Below are 20,198 nucleotides of genomic sequence, written 5' to 3' on the forward strand. Positions count from 1 at the left end.
CAATATGGAATATATGATACGTCATGCCTTACATTGTCGTTGGCTCTGTTGCCACCTAAATGTAAGGTTTTTTTCATTTAGAACTGGAAACGCAACAGGTTACATGGTATGTTATATCTTTATAGAAAGATAGACAACTACTGACGAAGACAGGAGAGGATTGAACATGGTAAAAGTGGGTATTGTGGGTTACGGTAACTTGGGTAGAGGCGTTGAGAAAGCAATTAAGCAAAATGATGATATGGAACTGGTTGCTATATTTACACGTCGTGATCCAGAGCAGATGGTAGGCGAAGATACATCCGCTCGTTTCGAACATATCTCTGCCGCTGAGCAATACATAGGCAAAATTGATGTGATGTTGCTGTGTGGAGGTTCCGCTACAGATCTTCCGGAGCAGACTCCTGTCATTGCACGTCTATTCAACACGGTAGATAGCTTCGATACACATGCCAAAATTCCTGATTTCTATGCAGAGGTTAATGCCGCTGCCGAGCAAGGTGGACATGTAAGTGTCATCTCTACGGGCTGGGATCCAGGATTGTTCTCCATGAATCGTCTGTTGGCGCAATCCATTCTGCCTGAAGGTAAAGAATATACATTCTGGGGAACTGGCGTTAGCCAAGGTCACTCCGATGCGATTCGTCGTGTGCCAGGTGTTAAAGCCGGAGTTCAATACACTGTGCCTGTGGAAGAAGTCATTAACCGCATTCGTGCAGGTGAAACGCCAGAGTTGTCTACTCGTGAGAAACATTTGAGACAATGTTACGTTGTAGCTGAAGCAGGAGCGAACGAGGATGAGATCCGTGAAACGATTGTATCCATGCCGAACTATTTTGCTGACTATGATACAACGGTAACCTTTATTACGGAAGAGCAATTGAAAGCTGAACACGAGGGTATGCCGCATGGTGGATTCGTGATTCGCAGTGGAGTAACGGGAACAGCTTCCAAGCAAATTATTGAATTTGGTCTGAAATTGGATAGTAACCCTGAGTTCACAGCAAGTGTACTGGTTGCATATGCAAGAGCTGCACATCGCCTGAGCGCTGAAGGTCACAAAGGTGCCAAAACAGTATTTGATATTCCACTGGGCCACCTGTCTCCTAAATCCGCTGAAGAGCTTCGTCGTGATCTGCTCTAATCAACTAGTTTAGAATTTTATGGAAAAAAAGAGCTTTACCGCTATACTCACGCTCTAACAGAGTATAGGGCGGGTGAAGTTCATACAAAAGAGCCCGTCCTTCGCTTGATTGAAGGACGGGCTCTTATTTGTCTCATGAGGTCATCAGACAGTGGTGCTGAGTTTCATATGGATGTTATAGGGTGCGTACCTCTCAAGATAAGATGTATACATGCTATACACTTAATCCTATGCAGTCCAGTGATCAGGCGTTTTCACATGAGTGGGCAGTTTCGTCGCGCTAGTCCCCTTGGCTGAGTTAAGCTGTGACTGTGTTAGAAAAAGACTGTCTCTCAGATCTGCCCCGCCAAGGTCTGCATCGCGTAAGTCAGCACCGATGAAGTCGGCTGCTCTTAAGTCTGCATTTCGTAGATCTGCCGCGATCATAAGTGCTCCCCTGAAGCTAGTACCGCGAAGGTCTGCTCCTTTAAGGTTGGCGCCTAGATAGTCCATTCCACCGGCACGTTTATTCATTTTGGACTTCGATTTGGATTTTCCATGACCCGATGACTTATCTGCTTGTTTCATGCTGGCAGTGGCTTGGGTACGGATCATCTCGCTTCCTTGCAGCAAGAGCTCACTTATACTGGCTCGATGAGTCGGGATATCGAGCCGTAAAATGGCTGTCGGCTCCAGCAGAGTGAGTTGCTCTGTTTCTTGATATTTTTCACGCAGACGTGAATGAATCGACTTTGTTTCTGGATACGTCAGCATTTCATTCACATAGCTCATCATTTCCTGTAGCTGTCTCATCACAGGTAGGCAGTCGAACATTTCCGAAGCAAGCTCGGGGTGATCCCGCCAGTCCTTACCTGCATATGTAAGCTGTGAGAGCTTCTGTCCCGCTCCAAAACAATCGTATACCGTACAACCTTTAAATCCTTTTTGTCTAAGTTCTGTATGAATGCCGCATCGATTATCGTTGCGGAGGTTCGGGCATGGCGTGCCACTGGATTTATCAAAAGCAAAATCGGAAGATTTGCCATAAGGCAGTGCCACACAGCATAAGCCGAAACATTGCTCGCAGTCTGCGCTCAGATGCAGGGGTGCCTTCGTGCTGACGAAGGGTTGGTTAGACATTATTGTACACTTCCTTTAATTTATAGCAAGTTCATTTCTTAGTCATTACTACTTTACCATCACCGTATTATTTCAACAATTCAAAAAAAGGGCAGCGTCCGGTTTCACGGATCGCTGCCCTTTGTTATGCGCGTCATCATCCAGTGCATAATTATACCGTTACCATACGAACCTGTTCGGATCGTTTATACAGGTTTCGGAAAATTATACAATACCTTGAGCCAGCATCGCATCAGCCACTTTACGGAAGCCAGCAATGTTTGCCCCGGCAACGAGGTTGCCTGAGCAGCCGTATTCTTCTGCAGCTTCTACACAGCTTGTGTAGATGTTTTTCATAATTTGGTGCAACTTCGCGTCTACTTCTTCAAATGTCCAGGACAACCGCATGCTGTTCTGTGACATTTCAAGTGCAGACACAGCCACGCCGCCAGCGTTAGCTGCTTTTGCTGGTCCAAACAGGACGCCTTTTTCGAGGAAGAGGTCAATAGCTGCCAGCGTTGAAGGCATGTTGGCTCCTTCGCCAATCGCTTTTACTCCACCTTCGATAAGCGTAGCTGCCGCATGTTCATCAATCTCGTTTTGAGTAGCACAAGGCAACGCAATATCACAAGGAATAGACCAGATTCCTTCACAACCACTGGTGTATACCGCATGAGGATGTTCCTTCACATATTCACTAATCCGGAGACGATTCTCTTCTTTCAGGCGTTTCACGGTTTGCAGGTTAATTCCTTCTGGATCATGAATGTATCCGCCAGAGTCGCTACACGCGACAACTTTGGCACCAAGCTCCTGAGCTTTTTGGATCGCGTAGATGGATACGTTGCCTGAGCCGGAAACAACAACCGTGCTATCCTGGAAGCTTAATCCTTTGGCTTGAAGCATCTCGTTCACGAAGTACACGCAACCGAAGCCAGTCGCCTCTGTACGAGCAAGGCTACCGCCGTAGAGCAGACCTTTACCTGTCAGGACACCTGCTTGGTGGCCCCCGCTAATGCGTTTGTATTGTCCGAACATATAACCGATCTCACGGGCACCTACACCGATGTCGCCTGCAGGAACGTCCGTATCTGCACCAATATATTTATAGAGCTCTGTCATGAAGCTTTGCGTGAACCGCATCACTTCCTGATCTGATTTACCTTTTGGATCGAAGTCCGAGCCGCCTTTACCTCCTCCGATCGGAAGACCTGTTAAAGCGTTTTTGAAAATTTGCTCAAAACCAAGGAATTTAACAATGCCCGAGTATACGGATGGATGGAAGCGAATTCCACCTTTGTAAGGGCCGATGGCACTGTTGAACTGTACGCGGAATCCGCGGTTAACTTGAACTTTGCCTTGATCATCCACCCAAGGTACACGGAAGGTAATTACACGTTCAGGTTCAACCAATTGTTCGAGCAGACCGTTCTCCATATATTTAGGATGAGCCTCGATGACAGGAATGAGTGAGTCCAGAATCTCTTTTACCGCTTGATGGAATTCGTTCTCCTGCGGGTTTCTAGCGACTACGGATTCATAGACGGAATGAACATATTGTGAAGCGATAGACTGAGTAGATTCTTTCGTTAGTGTGGACACTTTTCTGATGCACTCCTTTGTCGTGTTAAAGTCTGTAATTACCCATTTGCATAAATTGCACAAAAGTTTGTAGTTAAATATACAGGAAATGCTATAAAAATACGAGATAAAAATCCATAAAATGTTTTTTATGACGTTATTAAAATGTTCTATAGATCTACCATATGATGTTAAGGATAGGACGAGTCTGAAAATTCCGAAGAGCGAGTTTTGAGACACGTCCTAAGGGCAAGTTACCTATTTAGCTGGATTTAATAATTAGTTTTGGTAAGATGGATGTAGAGGTCTCGGCAATCGGGATCTTCATTTTATATTCAAGGAGGCATACAAGATGTTGCAAAGACTCAGACACATGAACCAAGAGAACAAGGCTTGTATAGGAGGTGAGATCTATTATGAACCATAGATCCCATTGCCATAATTGCAGAGAGATGCTGGTGAGCCAGCTCATTACTTTGGGTGAAGAGAAAAAAACATTTCTCAACGCCTATTTTGACGTGCGTGAACCTGAATGGTTTCAGATGGAACGGATGCTTACTACGTACACGGAACATGTAGAGCAACTGCTGCTGGGATCAGATGAACTGTTGGATTCAACGGTGCTAATTGGAAGCCGTATCACCTTCGAATATGTGGACTTCCATACATCGGATTCGTTCTGGATCGTAATGCCGGAAGAGGCAGATGCAGATGAGAGCCGCATCTCGTTCCTTTCCCCGGTGGGAAGACAATTGTTGCTTGCTCGCAAAGGGGAAACCCGGAGTGTGAATATCCCTGCAGGTTCTATGCGGGTGCGCATTACAGATATTCAATTGCAGCGCGAGCCGGTCATTGGGACGGTTGAAGGGGGTGCAGATTATGCACTTTAAAGAGACAGATCTGCCGGGCATTGGTCGAAAGTACTGGCTGCATACACGCAGCGGTGAGCATCTGGTGATTGTCATTCATAATGACGAGCGGCGGGATCTTTTTCATATGGAGTCTGGGGAAGTACCGGATGAACCTGGAGATATGAGGTCTTTGGTGACGCTGGATGATGATGAAGCAAGAGCGGTCGCCGCTATTATAGGTGGGATGACGTATAAACCGCAATTCCAGGAACAACGCGAGGTTATGCTAGATGGGCTGCTGATTGAATGGCTGCGGATTGAGCCGCATGCGGCAAGTATTGGGCAAACCATCGGGGAGCTGAACATTCGCCAGGCTACAGGAGCGGTCATTCTGGCTGTGGTGGAGAAGGATAGGGCGAAGCAGCTTAATCCAGGGCCTGATTATACGTTTACCGCAGGGGCAACCCTTGTTGTTGCAGGAGAGCGCGAGCAGCTTAGAGAGCTCAAACGTTTGCTTGTTGATGGAAGGCTATAGCCTATGGATATGCTCATATTTGAGGTGGGAATTGCCGTTGCGCTAATTACACTTACGGGATTAATATCTGCACGACTACGATTTTCGGTTATTCCATTTTACATCCTGGTCGGTATGGCTGTTGGACCGCATGCACCACAGTTTGGCATTGTGGATTTACGATTTATCGAAAGCTCGTCTTTTATTGAGTTTATGGGCAGACTGGGTATTTTATTTTTATTGTTTTATCTAGGGCTGGAGTTCTCGGTCTCCCGATTGTTGAAGTCCGGTAAAGCCATTCTAACGGGTGGCATATTCTATGTAGGTCTCAATTTTGTCTCAGGTTTGCTGTTAGGCTGGTTGATGAGTCTGCCCCTTCAGGAAACGATGGTGGTGTGCGGCATCATGACCAGCTCATCTACAGCGATTGTAGCCAAAGTGCTTGTGGATTTGAAACGGACCGCGAACCCAGAGACGGAAATTATTATGGGCATGATTATGTTTGATGACTTGTTTATTGCCATTCATATCTCCATTCTGACTGGGCTTGTGCTTAGCGGGGCAACTTCATTCGGGAGTGTGCTTTTAGTATCGCTCTCTGCTCTGCTTTTTATCGTCTTGTTCCTGATTATCGGCAGAAAGAGTATTAAAGCTATTGATAAAGCACTCAACATTAAATCATCAGAATTATTTCTGCTTACTATCATGACGCTACTGTTCCTTGTGGCCGGATTCTCGGAAACGTTGCATGTGGCTGAGGCGATCGGTGCGTTAATGATCGGACTTGTGCTTGGTGAATCTAGGCATGTTAGTCGAATTGAACAGCAGATTATGCCGTTCAAGGACTTCTTTGGTGCGCTGTTTTTCTTCAGCTTTGGCCTGACCATTGAGCCGTCTTCTCTCGGTGGAGCTGTCGGGATGACACTGATTGCCGTCGTTCTAACCATTGTTAGCAATTACGGTGCAGGCATGATTGCTGGTAAAATGGCGGGTATGTCGACCAAGGCTTCATTGAATGTAGGCTTTACTCTAGTTTCGCGGGGAGAGTTCTCCATCATTATGGCGAATATCGGTAAGGCCGGAGGTCTGATGGCTTCCATTCAGTCTTTTGCCGTGTTATATGTGCTGATTCTGGCAGTGCTGGGACCTATTCTGACCAAAGAATCTCCTCGCTTGTATGCGAGGTATGAACGCTTCCGGAATCGGGGGAAACATAAGGAAATCGGATAAGCGTGTACCGATTAATAGCCGTGATAGATATGATAAGCTGTGCGGATCAGGTTTAAGGCAAGCAAGGCGCCACATTTCGTTGGAGAATTATCGTCTCCAAGGTGTGGCGCTTTTTTTGCGTAATAAGGAAAAGACCATCGTTTATGTAACGGATCGTCATTAGCATCCCTGACTTATGGAATGAAAATGACGTGACCTCAGGTCAAGTAAACCAATGAATGGGGTAATTATAAATAGAGAAGATTATGAGAATAAGCTATTACATGTCATGCCATTTTCAAGAAAGGAAGGGATTTAGCATGAAAGCTATAGTGATTGAAGCATTTGGTGGGCCTGAGCAATTGAAGGAAAAGGAAGTCAATAAACCGGCATGCGGTGTGAATCAGGTTTTGATCCGCACACAGGCGACGTCAGTTAATCCAGTTGATTTCAAAATAAGACAAGGTCACTTGAAAGAAGCGGCAGATCAACTACCGATGATTCTGGGTGGCGACGTCGCAGGTACTGTGGTTGAAGCCGGTTCAAACATTACCCGTTTCAGAGAAGGAGATCTGGTATTTGCGCGTCCACGTCAATTCGGAACCTATGCGGAATATGTTGCTGTAGATGGGGATATTGTTGTACGTATACCGGAGCAGTTGAGTTTTGAGGAAGCAGCTGCGATTCCGCTCGCCGGGATGACAGCTTGGCAGGCACTGGTGGATCATGGCCGTTTGGGAAAAGGACAGAAGGTGCTCATTCATGCTGGTGCGGGTGGAGTAGGCACATACGCCATTCAAATTGCTAAATCGTTGGGCGCTGAAGTTGCTTCTACCGCAAGTGCAGCAAACGAAGAATTACTTCGCTCGTTAGGTGTGGATCATTTCATTAACTATAAGGAACAGGATTTCTCGCAGATTCTCTCAGACTACGATGTTGTATTGGATACGATGGGCGGCGACATACAGCGGAACAGCTTCAAGGTGTTGAAGTCTGGAGGGCGTCTGGTATCCCTTGTGGAGCAGCCAGATGAGAAGCTGGCGAAGGAAACCGGCGTGACAGGCAGCGTGTTCATGATGGAGCCTAAGGGAGATCAACTTGAACAGTTGGCCGAGCTTGCGGCTGAAGGGAAATTGAAGTCGATCATTGATGAAACGTATCCGCTAACTGAACAGGGATTGCGTGATGCTCACGAAAAAAGTGAGTCACATCATACGCGGGGTAAGCTGGTTATTACCGTGAATTAGTTTGGAATCCGTGAGCTAATCAAGCAAGCCAAAGAGGGATAAAGGATAAACTTTACAATGGAATCAATGTTTTTTCAAAAACTTTAGATCCTACGCCGTTCTCCATACAGGAGTGCGGCTTTTTTGGCTTTCCTTTTCGGTTGATGAAGTTTGCAGCACACGATACTTGTGTGTTCTAAAATAAATTAAATCAATTTCTTCACCAATGTGCAGCGTTGAGATATAATAGAGGTTGTTCAAAAAGTCCGCTTTTGATTACGAAGGATGCCCTGAGGCATCTCAACGTCGAAGATGGAATTCAGCCGAAATAAGTGGATGCTTACGCAGCTTGTTTCCTTCGGAAACATGTAGTTGCTCACGTAGTTTGCCTACGCTCCGCTACTCCATTTCTATCTTCATCCCATCTTCTCGGTACTGAAAACCATCCTTTTTGAACACGTATTAATAGGGGAAATTTATTCCATTCTACATATGAGGTGATCCTGATGTCGACGGAACTTATTCAAGCTATTCAATTGTTAAAAGAAAAAAAGTGGGTAGATCTGACACATACCTTTGGGCCAGATTCACCTCACTTCTCAGCCTTTGATGCAGCTCAATTTGATACGCTATTCAATCACGACCAAGGATTTTTTGCACAAAGCTTTCGATTTCCTGGGCAATATGGCACGCATCTAGATGCACCGATCCATTTTGTGCGTGATACTCGTTATCTGGATCAACTCGGGTTAAAAGAGTTAGTATTACCACTAGTTGTAATTGATCAGTCGGCAGCCGTAGCGAGCAATCCTGACTTTACGCTGGATGTGGAGCATATTCTAGCATTTGAGCAAGAGCATGGTGAGATTGAGGCGGGCAGCTTCGTCGCTCTACGTACCGATTGGAGCAAGCGTTGGCCAAGCCATGAGTTATTCAATAACAAGGATGCTGATGGAAACAGCCATGCACCAGGGTGGTCGGTAAGTGCACTGAAATTTCTGTTCGAAGAACGGAGCGTAAAGGCAATCGGTCATGAGACCTTTGATACAGATTCAGCAATAGATTATCGTAAAAATGGAGCTTTACTCGCCGAGTATTATGTCTTGGCACAGGATACATATCAGGTGGAGCTTCTGACAAACTTGGATCAGGTTCCTGCCAAAGGCGCAGTCATCTTCAATCTCGTGCCCAAAGCGGAGAAAGCGTCTGGATTTCCGGTCAGATCCTTTGCTATTTTGCCATAAATCTAGTTCAGCTACAGTCGTATATTCGTTCCCTACTTATTGAGCAGCACTCTTAAACTCCAGCATTTGGATTCACTCGGCTAGTATTTACTTATGAGGGTTACTTGTTATGTAAAATGCAAGGGAGGCGAAAGCCTCCTTATTCTATTTACTTATGATCTGATGATGAAGCTTGATTGAATCGTTCCGTAATTCTCTTCTGTTCCTTCTTGCGCCGAATCCAACGTTTAAATGCATTCTCTGCTTTTCTTCCTTCTAACGTTTCTTTCAAGCCTTGAATCATGAATTCAGATCTCCGTCTGTCATCCCGACTTATCTCGCGTAATTCCTTAATAAATTTGTCGTCCATATCTGCCTCTCGCTCATTCAGGATAGATTTCTATTATACCGAACATACGTTCTTTTATCAAGTTTTTCCATAATACATATTGTCGAATCCTTGTAGTAACAAGAAGCATAGGAACGTGGTGCACCTTGTGTGAGAATGTTCTTAGTGTGGTCGGATATAATCGTCGTGTATAGTAGCGTTTTGGCAGGAGGTTCAGAAATGAATGGAGTGGGGGCGGTTTTCATGGTGCAGCCGACATTAGGCATATCGTGGTTACTTGCAATGATGCATGGGATATTAGGGGTTGGAGCACTTGCTGGAGGAATAATGTTAATTATAGATCCGACGGGGGATGCTATTGGTTTACCGAATACGTTATTGGAGCATTCTCCATTTGCCAACTTTCTGATCCCGGGCATATTGTTAATGTTAGTTCTTGGTATGATGCCTATGATTATCGGTATTTCGCTCATCCGTCACATTCGATCAGCGCTCTGTGAGAAGCTTAATCTCTTTCCTAAGAGCTACTGGGCGTGGACGTTCTCCTTATATACCGGGTTTGCGCTCTTGATCTGGATTATGGCACAGGTGTACTGGATTCAGGCCGCCTCGTTGATCCACTTCATCTATTTTGCATGGGGCATAGGAATTCAGATCGTAACCTTACTGCCTGGGGTACAACGAAAATATTCGCAATAATCATAGCTGTTGAAGATGCCTTTAACATTGGATACAAAACGGCTGTACCACGATCAAGGAGCGATCGGGTACAGCCGTTTGTTGTTAACCGTTTATTTTGATGCGTTGTACTTGCTCAAGAACTCTTTTACTTTAGCTGGATCAGCCTTCAATTCGTTACCTGTCTGAACCAGTGGGCTTAATGTGGAGAAAGCTTTTAGTTTGTTGTTTTTATAGAACTGTAGAATTTCATCCTGATTGATAGAGTATAGCACAGCTTTTCTCAGATCACTGCTCTTGGATACTTCACGATTTGCTGTGTTGAACAGCAGGTAAGATACCGCGTTGCTCGGGGTGCTCTGTAGGTGCAGCTTACTATCACTCTCAACGATGTCATACTTCGTTTCAGGCACGCCGTAGTAGAGGTGGATCTCACCGCTACGCAGAGCCGAAAGTGCGCTGTCTGCATCGGCGATAAATCGTACATTTACTTGTGAAATTTTTGGTGCATACTCACTTCCTGTGCGATAGCCAGGATTTTTAAGGAATACACCTTCATAGTCATTTTTGTATGACAAAATGTATGGCCCGCTTGTATACAACGTATTGTTGTACGCTGCTCCTTCAGTTACTGTGTTTTGATCGCCGTAAGGGATATCTTTGTTCACATCAAAGGATGCCACATCATAAGTGTTGATGCTTTCTACTTGTTTCTTGGACACGATACCAGCCGATTGGTGAGCCAGGTAATTCAATACTTGCGGGAACGGTTCAGTTGTGGTCAGTTTGATGACCTGATATTTACCTGCTCCGTTGTCTGCTTTGGTTTTGTCAGATACAAGCTCTGTAATTTTGCTGTCCAATCCTTGTTCCAATGCATCCTTGATTGAACCGCCACCACCAGTTTGTTGCGTAGACTCCAGTACGCTCAGATCTGTAACCAGCTCGGTTTTTTGGATGTGCTCATGCAAGCTGTATGTCCGGTGATCAGGCACGGAATCTTTATTTTTGGCACGATCCATGGAGAAGATAACATCATCCGCACCAACGCGTTCACCCGTATCTACTGCTTTTTTGTTTTCAATTTTCGCAAAATTAATATCGTCTCTCAAAACGAAGTAGTATTCGGAGTTTCCATCCGCGATGCTGAAGTTGTGGGACAGGGATCCCTCAGCAGTCAGTTGATCATCATCCGTTAGGTTCACTAGACGAACATACATATTGGTATTCAGTTGGTTGATGGAACCATCATTACCTTTAATCGGGTCAAGAGAGGTTAGAACAGAAGCACTTTGCGTCAAAATCAAAGGATCTGTTTCGTTTTTGGAGCTGTCCTTGAACTGAATCGGTTCCCAAGCCATTGCACGTGATTTGGACAAGCGCACAGTATCTTGGTTAATCACGTCTTTATTCAGTGCCTGGTTTTTGAGGGAGTTATAGACTGGAGCGATATACGCTTGATCAGTTACCAGAACTTGCTCCAAGTTCTTGTACGTTTCTTTGTATTGATCTGGTGTTTGCGTAGCTGCTTCGTCTATCAACTTGTCGATTTCTTCGTCAGCGAGGATGCTGTAGTCTCCACCTGTTTTGAAAAGAGAACGTACGGCATAGTCTGGGTTCCCCGTCACTGTTGTCCAGCTTGATAAAGCAATGTCATAATTTCCAGCATCCTGTTGGGATTTGTAGCTACCGTAATCCGGTTGCAGGTTCAGCTTCACGTTGAAGCCATTCTTAGTCAGTTGGTCACGGATGATGTTCACATCGTTTTCGGAAGAACTTTGTGCCAGCAATGTGATGTCTACAGGTGCTTGATTCGTGGTCGTCTCTGTTGTATCCGAAGTTGCCGATTCAGCTTGAGTATCGCTCTTCGTTTTTACGCTGCAGCCAGAGATCACAATAACCAAGATGAGCAGCAGTGAAATGAGTGTACGTTTTTTCATGAAAATACCTCCTATTAGAATGAAATAATGAATGATTAAATGAAATGAAGTTATGCTTTTTCAAGCTTAGGATCAAGCGCATCGCGCAGTCCATCACCGAGAAAGTTAAACGAAAGAACAAGTAGAATAATGGCAAGACCAGGATAGATGGCCAGATACGAATGTGTCTCCAGATACGTACTGCCTAGTTTTAGAATGTTGCCCCATTCCGGAATATGCGGCTCAACGCCGAGCCCGAGATAACTCAAGCTACTCGTGGCGATGACGGCTCCACCAATCGTAAGTGTAGACTTGATGATCATAGGAGCTAGCGAGTTCGGAATGATGTGTTTGAAAATGATGGAACGGTTGTTATACCCGAGTGCACGTGCTGCCTCTACAAATTCAAAGGTAGATACATAAAGCACACTTGCTCTCATTGTTCGAGCGTAAGTCGGGATAGAGCCAAGGCTTAGCGCCAGGATCAGGTTGACGGTATTCGCTCCAAATGCTGCAATGATTGCAATGGCAAGCAGGATACCTGGTATAGCGTACAGTACATCAAGCAGTCGCATGATGATATTGTCCGTATGTTTGCCATAGAAGCCTGAGAATGCTCCGAGCACTCCACCAATCAATACGGGAATGATGGTGGACATACAACCTACAATGAGAGAAATTCGAGCACCGAATACAATTCGGGAGAACAGGTCGCGTCCAAAATCATCCGTCCCAAGCGGGTAATCGAGAGAAGGAGGCTGTAATAGGGCGGAGTAATTGTTCTCCACAGCTACACTATAATCGAACGTGTAGAAGCTACAGATCGAGATCGAGAATAGGAAAACGATGAAGAACAAGCCTGACATCGTAGTTACATTTGGAGCAAGTCGTTCCCATAGATCGTTCCAGAAGTTAGATTTTTGCTTTCCTTGGCGGCGTATCCTTCCAAGAAGGGTAACACCCAGCAACAGAGCAAACAGGTTGCCTGTAATTGAAGTCAGAATAAGCACTACACTGACGATCAGCATCCAGCGAGGAAGCATCTGTGCTGGCGCATACTGGGATACGATGAACAGCACGATCAGATCAATGACCATGATCAGAAGGAGTACCGCCATTGCTGGAAGAAAGGTATCCGCGACGTAGGGTTTAAATATATTCAAGCCCGATACGCCAATCACGAAGAGCTGAGTCAGCACGGTATAGACAGCGAAGGTATACTCAACGCTCTTACCTCTTCGAATCAGATGAAAAGCAGCCGTAACAATAAAAATATTACCTGTGATGATGGCCAGAAGTTGAATCCATCCCATTCTGCGAGTCCAGACGGAGATCGAGCCATCGCGCATCAAGTCTTTGCGTAATGTATAGGTCACGACGCTCTGAACGAGTGTGAAGAACAGGTAAGCCAGAAATGCAGTTAGGATAAATGGTCTGAACACGTTCTCCCCGTAATCATAGCTATTGAACATGAAGAGCAATGTCAGGAGTAGCGAAGTGATCCAGGCGAAGTTAGCCTGACTATATTCTGAAGAAGACTTCAATCGAAAACGCATCTCTTGTGTAATAGAACCTGATTTTGTCATTTAATTGCACCTGCTTTAAGCGGTTGTAAGAAAGATAAGGAAGACCAGATGTTTGAACATGTACTTTAATATTGTTTCATTTTGGAACGAACCCTCGGATCAATAAAGGCGTACATCAGATCGACGATCACATTGATAATCGAAATTGTAATCGCAGTGTATACTACTCCGCCCATAATACTCGGAATATCGGGTATAAATTGCTTATCCACAATGTAGCTGCCTAGACCGCTGATGTTAAACACTTTCTCTGTTACCGCGGCTCCGCCGAGCATTCCGCCAAATTGCAGACCAACAACCGTCACGATTGGAATCAATGCGTTACGAACGGCATGTTTTAGCAGTACATGTCGCTCACTAAGTCCTTTAGCCCGAGCAGTCATGACATAATCTTCATGAATGACTTCGAGGGTAGAAGAACGGGTCATCCGTGCAACAGCCGCCGTGAGTCCGGTTCCTAGAACGATAGTTGGCATAATCATGGATAACCAGTTCTGCGGATTAAAGGTAGCGGGTAGCCATTGCATTTTGATGGAGAAATTCAGAATGAAAATAAGTCCTTGCCAGAAGTTTGGAATCGATAATCCGATCAATGCGATAAACATGAACGTATAATCAAATAATGAATTCGGTTTGATTGCTGAGATAATACCGATCGGCAGTGCGATCACAATGGCAATCAATAATGAGATAACAGCCAAAGTTAGCGTAATCGGAAACTTCCGAGCAATGGTGGCTGTGACATCTTCATTCCCCGCAAACGACTTCCCAAGATCAAATAAGGCAATGCCTTTGATATTGTTCCAGAGCTGCACGAGATATGGCTGATCTAGTCCATATACGTGATTAAAAGCTGCAATCTGTTCGGGCGTTGCTGTCTCTCCCAGAATGTTAGCTGCCGGATTAAATGGCGACAGGTATAAAATGGTGAATACAAGTGTGGCTACGCCCATTATGACGAATATCGTCATGAGTAGTCTTTCAAATATGTACTTGAGATAGGGATTGCCATACAACAATAAAATGCCGTACATCAGACAGCCTGGAATAAGTGATAACACGAAAAACAACGGATGGTTAATCAGTGAGCGGAAGGTATCCGCCATTGTTGTTCGGTGTTGTCCTTTTTCCCGAAGTTTGAATGCTGTACGCTCGTTCACCTCTTTGCGAAGCGTCTCTTCTAGCCATTCTTGCGTTTCACGTTGGAATTCGCTCTCACTGACATGCTGCTTGAAGAAGCGATGCTTCCGTCGAAGTTGTTCTTCTATTTCTCCGCGAAGTTGATCTCGATAGGCATGCGTCAGCATTTCTTGTTCTGCTTCTTGCCTAGCGCCCTTCCAGCCATCCTGTTGTCTTCTGGATCTCCAGACCCATAACACGATTAAATTAACGGGCAAGCCGAGAATGAATAGAACATATCGATAGGAGGGGTGGAGCAACATTTTGTCGTAGATAAAGCCCAAGGTGTGTGCAAGCCGTGACATTCTGCTGCCTTCTGCTAAGTTCAACCCAGGTGAACCTCCTTTCATCCAAGTTAAAATTGCATTATTCCGATGGATATAGTATATATTATTTTAGGGTCTACGGATTGTCAAGGAATAAAGAGTATACATACGTAAGGTTATGAAAATATGGAAGGAAGCAGGTGTTGTGATGCAACCTTTGTTAAAGGTCAATGATCTATCAGTTTCTTTTCATTCTGGGGAGAATGAGTTTGAGGCGGTAAAAAGCGTCAGTTTCGAGGTGCGTCCAGGTGAAACACTTGGCATTGTTGGGGAGTCTGGTAGTGGCAAAAGTGTGACTGCTCGCTCCATTATGAGATTGCTGGCATCTCCACCTTCACGCTTGAAACAAGGGGAAATCTGGTTCAAGGGAACGGATCTTGTGAACAAAACGCAGAAGGAAATGGAGAGCATTCGAGGTCGTGATATCGGAATGATCTTTCAAGATCCAATGAGTTCACTTAATCCGACCATTAAGATTGGTAAACAAATTTCGGAGAGTTTGATTAAACATCAGAAGGTAACCAGACGAGAAGCGAAGAAACAAGCGATAGCGATGCTTGAACAAGTGGGTATTTCACAGGGCGAGGTACGGTACAATCAGTATCCACATGAGTTTTCCGGCGGTATGCGTCAGCGTGTCATGATTGCTATTGCACTTGCCTGCCGACCTGAGCTATTGATTGCGGATGAACCCACGACTGCGCTTGATGTAACCATTCAGGCACAGATTCTGGATTTGATGAAAAATATGCAGCAGCAATTAGGTACCTCAATCATTTTGATAACCCATGATCTTGGGGTTGTTGCAGGCATGTGTGATCGGGTTGTAGTCATGAAGAGTGGGGAGATCGTAGAAACGGGCACAACGGCCGAGATCTTTGCAAGTCCAAAACACCCGTACACTTCCAGATTACTTAACGCATTGCCACGACTGGATGAGAAGAAGAAGCCTAAGCCGGTCTCTCTTGTTCCTCGTGACTTGGAGGACCATCAACCTTTGCTGGAAGTGAAGTCTCTTCGCCAGCATTTCAATCTGGGGAAGGGCAACACCTTGAAGGCCGTGAATGATATTAGCTTTCATATTCGCCAAGGTGAGACGCTGGGAGTCGTGGGGGAATCAGGCAGTGGTAAGTCCACGACGGGACGTGCAATTCTAAGATTGCATGAGCCTACGGGCGGTGAAGTGTTGTTTAAAGGGGTTCCGCTGAACCGCCTATCTGCTTCGGAAATGAAGACGATGAGAAGGCATATGCAGATTATCTTCCAAGATCCGTATGCTTCACTGAATCCGAAAATGAGAATCATGGACATTATTGGCGAAGCGCTCGATATTCACGGACTGGTTAAGAATACGTCGGAACGTGAGAAGCGGGTGGAGGAATTATTAGAACTGGTTGGGCTTGATCCGTCACATGCTCAGCGTTATCCGCATGAATTCTCAGGAGGACAACGGCAGCGGATAGGGATCGCAAGAGCACTAGCAGTGGAACCGGAGTTTATTGTATGTGATGAGCCGTTATCTGCATTGGATGTCTCCATTCAGGCGCAGATTGTGCAATTACTAGAAGAGTTGCAGCAGCGTCTTGGTCTGACTTATCTCTTCATTGCTCATGATCTATCGATGGTCAAACATATCAGTGACCGTGTAGCCGTTATGTATAATGGCAAAATTGTTGAGTTAGCTGAGAGTGAAGAGTTATACAGTAACCCTCAGCACGCCTATACGAAGGCATTGTTATCGGCTATTCCTGTTCCAGACCCTGCGATTGAGTCGAAGAAGAAACGAATGGTAAGTGAGGAGCACCGAGATGCTGGTGTGGATCGTTATCAATTAGAACATTCCAGTTGGGTTGAAGTGTCTGATGGGCATTGGGTAGCCATATCTAGTTAGACATAAGCTGTGATGATGAAGCGTTGTAACAATAAAGAACCCCGACCATGAATCATCGAGATTCTAGTCGGGGTTCTAATCATATGATTCATGCCTATAATGGCAAGAAGGTTACTTGAATTGCACAGATTTTTTGATCGTATCAATCGATGCTTTGCTCTCGTCATCCAGGTACGTAAAGATGAAGTTAAAAGCATAACCTTCGATAATCGCACTGTAGTAGTCTTGTGTAATCGTTGTACCATCGCCAGCATCCATGGTGATTTGCATCAGATCCATCTCTTTGCCACCGATCGTTTCAGTGGTGATGTCTTTGTAATCATATGGGAACTGACTCGCTTGCATGAACTCTTTTGTTGCTTCGAGATAGTCTTTACCTGTACGAATGCCTTGCAGCAAGCTTACTTTCTCAGCGATTGCCATAGCGGAAGGACCGAGTTGTTGACCTCCTAGTGGCAGTTCAGATGCCATTAACAGGTTGAGTGTTTTTTCTTGGGACAACTCGAGTTGTTTTTTCTTCGTAGCATCGTCACCAGCAATAGCTTCGGAAGAAGCGCTAGTCAACTGATTCATACCCGCAGCATCTTGGAACTCCCATTCTTCCGGGAATTTCAGGGATACACCAAAGTAATCGTTGTTGTAGCTCCCTTTTTCAGTTGTGCCAAGCTCAACATTTTGGGTGTTATCTTCTGTAGCTGTTTCAGCAGCAGTTTCTGTGTTTTCCGTATTCTCGGAATCCTCTTTAGCGGAGCTATCTGTATCTGTGCCCGCAGTTGCTGTTTCTGTTTTGGTTGTGTCATCTGTGCTCGTAGCCGTGTCGGCTTTGTCACCGCAAGCGGCTGCAACGAGCAAAATCATGATTAACATGGCAAATAGTGAAGCTTTTTTAGAAATAGACATAATACCCTCCTGATGTGTGTTCTCTTAACTTGAATAAAGAGGCTGTTCAAAAGTCCGCTTTTGAACACGCATTTCAAGTGTACATATGTACTCTATAATGTTAGCACACCTGTTCTCTTTTTCCACCCTATAGGAATCTATAGGGGTACCTGTTATAAATAAGACAATCGGCTAGCCATTGAAACAGCTTCAGTGCTCGATTGCACACCTAATTTGTTGAAAATCACTTTCTTGTGATGATTAACGGTGCATTCCTTAATTTTTAATTTCAGTGCAATCGCCTTAACAGTAAGTCCATTCGAGATCATCTCCAGGATCGTTAACTGGCGATCGGTGAATTCCACCGAAGTCTGTCCAGTAGCCTGAGAGGCTTGTAGACTCTGATAGCTATTTTGCATAAATGCAGGAATGAGCTTGGCTATAGCAATAAGTTCACTCTGCAGATCAGCGTTAATTGTAGACACATCTAAATAACCGGAATGCTTCAGACCCACAGACAGGGGTGTAGCATAGCAGTGCCAGGTTTGAAAAAGTGGGTTTTCATGCAGCTCTGGTGGTAAAAATATCGGTTTATGTTGATCCATCGTTTCGGATATAGCATTGACACCACAGCTCTTAGCCGTGAAGATCATTCCCAGACGAATAGGAGATTGCTGCACCTCATCGGTTAGATCACAACTGTGATCCATAGCGATCAGAACACCATCTGAATCCGTAAGGAGGAATAGATACGTTCCTGATAAATTTTCCTTGATATTGGAGATGCTGTGCTGGAAGGCACCGATTAGAAAATGATTGATTTTTAGAACCCGGTCGAGCTGGGGTTTGGATAAATAGTTGATCTGCGCTGCCTTGGGTACAGGCATTTGAGTTTTAGGCCAATGCTTGCTTAAAGCAGTTGTCGTCGCACTCATATGGTTTCCTCCTTGCGATGCAACTTGTCGTAAATTTATATCTTTTTGTGATTAGCCGATCGTATCAATGATGTTCCCATCTGGGTCGGTAATTTCCGTACGTACGATGCGGAAGGTGATGCCAGGAAGGGTGTTTAACTCAAACGTTTGGACTTTCGGTTTAAGCTTCTCCATAAGCTCAACGACGGCTGCGTCATTTACAGTTAAGGTAACGTTGTTTTCGTTCTCCTGGAAAGATGGCTCGTCTCCAGCCTTAAACGTGATGTTCACGTTAGGACCGATTAAGGAGAGGGAGTCTCCTTTAGCTGTGCGACTACGTAATATTCTGCCGATGAGTCGAGCCTGCTTGGCTCCAACTTGAAGTACAGCGGGTTCAGCATCTTGAAGTGTTTTTCGATGAACGGACGTCCATTCAAGTTGTTTGTTGAACAGGAAGGCAGTACTAGAACCTTCTTGCTCGATACCTCTTGCTACAGCCTCTTCCACGATAGGAATATCCACATAGGAGTTACGCATGAGATCGGTGACATACTTTGGCATAAAGCTAGCACAGGCAGCTAAGAATCCACGGGTATTCCATGTCTGTATCGTCTCCAGCTCTCTACATGTCACGCCGACCATCTGAATGAATTTAACGGTACCGTTCGGCGTAGTTATCTCTTCAAGATCAGGGTCTTCGATAAAAGCAAGTGCGGTCAGCAGTGTGTCAGACCCGAGGCAGATTGGGCCGTTAGCATCCATATAATCGCCTGCGTGAAAAATATTACCGCTGTTGAAGACATATCTTCCGATATTTTGCAAAAGATTCAGTGCCCAAGCGGGCGGTTCTTCTTCTTCCGCATTCCGAAGTAGCCGGAAGGTCAATTCGAATCCATAACCACTATGTGCAGGATCATCTGTTTCTTTATCATAGAGCTCTGAGAAGCCATATGTAACGAAGTGCCAATGCGGTGTTGGTTGCTCTGCACGATATGCGCTTATTCCGTTAAGTGGATCAGATCCACCCAACATATAAGGGATTGCAGTCCCGTAATGTTTAGGCTCTTGATTACCATAGAGTGCGCGAGCCGCAGCATCAATGGCATCCCAGCCGGAAATGTTTTCTTCTTGAGACATGATGAATCCTCCTTGACTATTCTTTCCCCCGAAAAACATTTAAAATTAAGTCTAACGGTTGCAGGAACAGTTTCAAAGCGGCTTTAGGATGAATTTGTGTGAGATGGGACTAGTCTTACTGGGGAGTGATTTTTACGTGAGTGTGAAAGAGATGTATTCTTCAGAATTTGATTCGGATCATTGGGTTTCATTCGTTCAACTGTTTGACGATTTATATTCAGAGGTGGATCCAGCGTGGAAAGTACGCGCAGAAGTACAGAACATTCCGCCAGATGTGAGCCAGGTATTGTTGTGTGAAATGGGGGAGTATGCATTTAAATGGCTAGAGAAGAAAATTCCTGCGTTGGGGGACCAAAGTCCTGTAAGTTATTTGGCAACAGAAGAGGGAACCAATGCGCTTAGAGCAGCCATTTTGCGTATGCCACGCTAAGGTTATATGATTGATCTAAACTGATGTACAGTGAAGTTGATTTTGTGAAATGAGTATGTTACGC

At 45.0% G+C, this 20,198-nt stretch carries 18 protein-coding genes; 9 read left to right on the forward strand and 9 right to left on the reverse strand.

The features are described 5' to 3' along the window. Positions 1–166 precede the first annotated feature (166 nt). On the forward strand, positions 167–1,144 hold the full coding sequence (locus tag J2T19_RS12980) for a diaminopimelate dehydrogenase (RefSeq protein ID WP_370874868.1): 978 nt from the start codon (positions 167–169) through the stop codon (positions 1,142–1,144). A 228-nt stretch (positions 1,145–1,372) separates the two neighbouring features. On the opposite strand, the gene J2T19_RS12985 is transcribed toward J2T19_RS12980, so the two are convergent. Further along, on the reverse strand, positions 1,373–2,263 hold the full coding sequence (locus tag J2T19_RS12985) for a pentapeptide repeat-containing protein (RefSeq protein WP_307216283.1): 891 nt from the start codon (positions 2,261–2,263) through the stop codon (positions 1,373–1,375). Positions 2,264–2,467: 204 nt separating this feature from the next. Further along, the gene (gene gdhA, locus J2T19_RS12990) at positions 2,468–3,844 is read right to left on the reverse strand and encodes an NADP-specific glutamate dehydrogenase (protein ID WP_307216285.1); all 1,377 of its coding nucleotides are present in this window, start codon (positions 3,842–3,844) and stop codon (positions 2,468–2,470) included. Between the two features lie 395 nt (positions 3,845–4,239). On the opposite strand from gdhA, the gene J2T19_RS12995 reads away from it, so the two are divergent. The 5 genes from J2T19_RS12995 to J2T19_RS13015 all read left to right on the forward strand — a co-directional run bounded on the left by J2T19_RS12995 (position 4,240) and on the right by J2T19_RS13015 (position 8,867). Then, entirely contained in the window at positions 4,240–4,713 is a 474-nt protein-coding gene (locus tag J2T19_RS12995; protein WP_307216287.1) for a GreA/GreB family elongation factor, read from the forward strand. Continuing rightward, complete coding sequence (locus tag J2T19_RS13000; RefSeq protein WP_307216289.1) at positions 4,703–5,209, forward strand: cation:proton antiporter regulatory subunit; 507 nt, start codon at positions 4,703–4,705, stop codon at positions 5,207–5,209. Before J2T19_RS12995 ends, J2T19_RS13000 begins: the two co-directional genes overlap by 11 nt. Positions 5,210–5,212: 3 nt before the next feature. Next, entirely contained in the window at positions 5,213–6,418 is a 1,206-nt protein-coding gene (locus J2T19_RS13005; RefSeq protein ID WP_307216292.1) for a cation:proton antiporter, read from the forward strand. Positions 6,419–6,717: 299 nt separating this feature from the next. Next, on the forward strand, positions 6,718–7,644 hold the full coding sequence (locus tag J2T19_RS13010; protein WP_307216294.1) for an NADP-dependent oxidoreductase: 927 nt from the start codon (positions 6,718–6,720) through the stop codon (positions 7,642–7,644). A gap of 485 nt (positions 7,645–8,129) precedes the next feature. Continuing rightward, entirely contained in the window at positions 8,130–8,867 is a 738-nt protein-coding gene (locus J2T19_RS13015; protein ID WP_128103101.1) for a cyclase family protein, read from the forward strand. A gap of 148 nt (positions 8,868–9,015) precedes the next feature. Here J2T19_RS13015 and J2T19_RS13020 read toward each other — a convergent pair whose 3' ends face one another. Beyond that, positions 9,016–9,216 carry a hypothetical protein gene (locus tag J2T19_RS13020; RefSeq protein ID WP_128103100.1) on the reverse strand — a complete coding sequence of 67 codons (201 nt, stop codon included), beginning with the start codon at positions 9,214–9,216 and terminating at the stop codon, positions 9,016–9,018. A gap of 198 nt (positions 9,217–9,414) precedes the next feature. Between J2T19_RS13020 and J2T19_RS13025 the strand changes: the two genes are divergently transcribed. Then, entirely contained in the window at positions 9,415–9,894 is a 480-nt protein-coding gene (locus tag J2T19_RS13025) for a hypothetical protein (RefSeq protein ID WP_307216299.1), read from the forward strand. Between the two features lie 92 nt (positions 9,895–9,986). On the opposite strand, the gene J2T19_RS13030 is transcribed toward J2T19_RS13025, so the two are convergent. From J2T19_RS13030 to J2T19_RS13040, 3 genes are all read right to left on the reverse strand, one after another. Beyond that, complete coding sequence (locus tag J2T19_RS13030; RefSeq protein ID WP_307216300.1) at positions 9,987–11,813, reverse strand: ABC transporter substrate-binding protein; 1,827 nt, start codon at positions 11,811–11,813, stop codon at positions 9,987–9,989. Between the two features lie 50 nt (positions 11,814–11,863). Beyond that, on the reverse strand, positions 11,864–13,378 hold the full coding sequence (locus tag J2T19_RS13035; RefSeq protein WP_307216302.1) for an ABC transporter permease: 1,515 nt from the start codon (positions 13,376–13,378) through the stop codon (positions 11,864–11,866). A 65-nt stretch (positions 13,379–13,443) separates the two neighbouring features. Then, positions 13,444–14,886, reverse strand: a complete 1,443-nt coding sequence (locus J2T19_RS13040; RefSeq protein ID WP_307216304.1) for an ABC transporter permease — start codon at positions 14,884–14,886, stop codon at positions 13,444–13,446. Between the two features lie 145 nt (positions 14,887–15,031). Here J2T19_RS13040 and J2T19_RS13045 point away from each other — a divergent pair, with 145 nt between their 5' ends. Beyond that, on the forward strand, positions 15,032–16,774 hold the full coding sequence (locus J2T19_RS13045) for an ABC transporter ATP-binding protein (protein ID WP_307216527.1): 1,743 nt from the start codon (positions 15,032–15,034) through the stop codon (positions 16,772–16,774). A gap of 111 nt (positions 16,775–16,885) precedes the next feature. Here the strand turns inward: J2T19_RS13045 and J2T19_RS13050 are convergent, their stop codons facing one another. From J2T19_RS13050 to J2T19_RS13060, 3 genes are all read right to left on the reverse strand, one after another. Beyond that, a complete protein-coding gene (locus J2T19_RS13050; RefSeq protein WP_307216306.1) occupies positions 16,886–17,674 on the reverse strand; it encodes a hypothetical protein in 789 nt (262 codons plus the stop codon). A 152-nt stretch (positions 17,675–17,826) separates the two neighbouring features. Then, positions 17,827–18,588 (reverse strand): LuxR C-terminal-related transcriptional regulator, encoded by a 762-nt coding sequence (locus tag J2T19_RS13055; protein WP_307216308.1) that lies wholly within the window; start codon positions 18,586–18,588, stop codon positions 17,827–17,829. A 51-nt stretch (positions 18,589–18,639) separates the two neighbouring features. Then, positions 18,640–19,704, reverse strand: a complete 1,065-nt coding sequence (locus J2T19_RS13060; protein WP_307216310.1) for a suppressor of fused domain protein — start codon at positions 19,702–19,704, stop codon at positions 18,640–18,642. Between the two features lie 136 nt (positions 19,705–19,840). On the opposite strand from J2T19_RS13060, the gene J2T19_RS13065 reads away from it, so the two are divergent. Next, entirely contained in the window at positions 19,841–20,134 is a 294-nt protein-coding gene (locus J2T19_RS13065; protein ID WP_307216312.1) for an antitoxin Xre/MbcA/ParS toxin-binding domain-containing protein, read from the forward strand. The last annotated feature ends 64 nt before the right edge of the window (positions 20,135–20,198 follow it).

The organism is Paenibacillus tundrae, assembly GCF_030812775.1.
GTDB lineage: Bacteria > Bacillota > Bacilli > Paenibacillales > Paenibacillaceae > Paenibacillus > Paenibacillus tundrae_A.

Bases quoted from the DNA above. Each gene is read 5' to 3' on its own strand.
- J2T19_RS12980 (WP_370874868.1), top strand. From the start codon at position 167: ATGGTAAAAGTGGGTATTGTGGGTTACGGTAACTTGGGTAGAGGCGTT.
- J2T19_RS12985 (WP_307216283.1), bottom strand. From the start codon at position 2,263: ATGTCTAACCAACCCTTCGTCAGCACGAAGGCACCCCTGCATCTGAGC.
- J2T19_RS12995 (WP_307216287.1), top strand. From the start codon at position 4,240: ATGAACCATAGATCCCATTGCCATAATTGCAGAGAGATGCTGGTGAGC.
- J2T19_RS13000 (WP_307216289.1), top strand. From the start codon at position 4,703: ATGCACTTTAAAGAGACAGATCTGCCGGGCATTGGTCGAAAGTACTGG.
- J2T19_RS13005 (WP_307216292.1), top strand. From the start codon at position 5,213: ATGGATATGCTCATATTTGAGGTGGGAATTGCCGTTGCGCTAATTACA.
- J2T19_RS13010 (WP_307216294.1), top strand. From the start codon at position 6,718: ATGAAAGCTATAGTGATTGAAGCATTTGGTGGGCCTGAGCAATTGAAG.
- J2T19_RS13015 (WP_128103101.1), top strand. From the start codon at position 8,130: ATGTCGACGGAACTTATTCAAGCTATTCAATTGTTAAAAGAAAAAAAG.
- J2T19_RS13020 (WP_128103100.1), bottom strand. From the start codon at position 9,216: ATGGACGACAAATTTATTAAGGAATTACGCGAGATAAGTCGGGATGAC.
- J2T19_RS13025 (WP_307216299.1), top strand. From the start codon at position 9,415: ATGAATGGAGTGGGGGCGGTTTTCATGGTGCAGCCGACATTAGGCATA.
- J2T19_RS13030 (WP_307216300.1), bottom strand. From the start codon at position 11,813: ATGAAAAAACGTACACTCATTTCACTGCTGCTCATCTTGGTTATTGTG.
- J2T19_RS13035 (WP_307216302.1), bottom strand. From the start codon at position 13,378: ATGACAAAATCAGGTTCTATTACACAAGAGATGCGTTTTCGATTGAAG.
- J2T19_RS13045 (WP_307216527.1), top strand. From the start codon at position 15,032: ATGCAACCTTTGTTAAAGGTCAATGATCTATCAGTTTCTTTTCATTCT.
- J2T19_RS13050 (WP_307216306.1), bottom strand. From the start codon at position 17,674: ATGTCTATTTCTAAAAAAGCTTCACTATTTGCCATGTTAATCATGATT.
- J2T19_RS13055 (WP_307216308.1), bottom strand. From the start codon at position 18,588: ATGAGTGCGACGACAACTGCTTTAAGCAAGCATTGGCCTAAAACTCAA.
- J2T19_RS13060 (WP_307216310.1), bottom strand. From the start codon at position 19,704: ATGTCTCAAGAAGAAAACATTTCCGGCTGGGATGCCATTGATGCTGCG.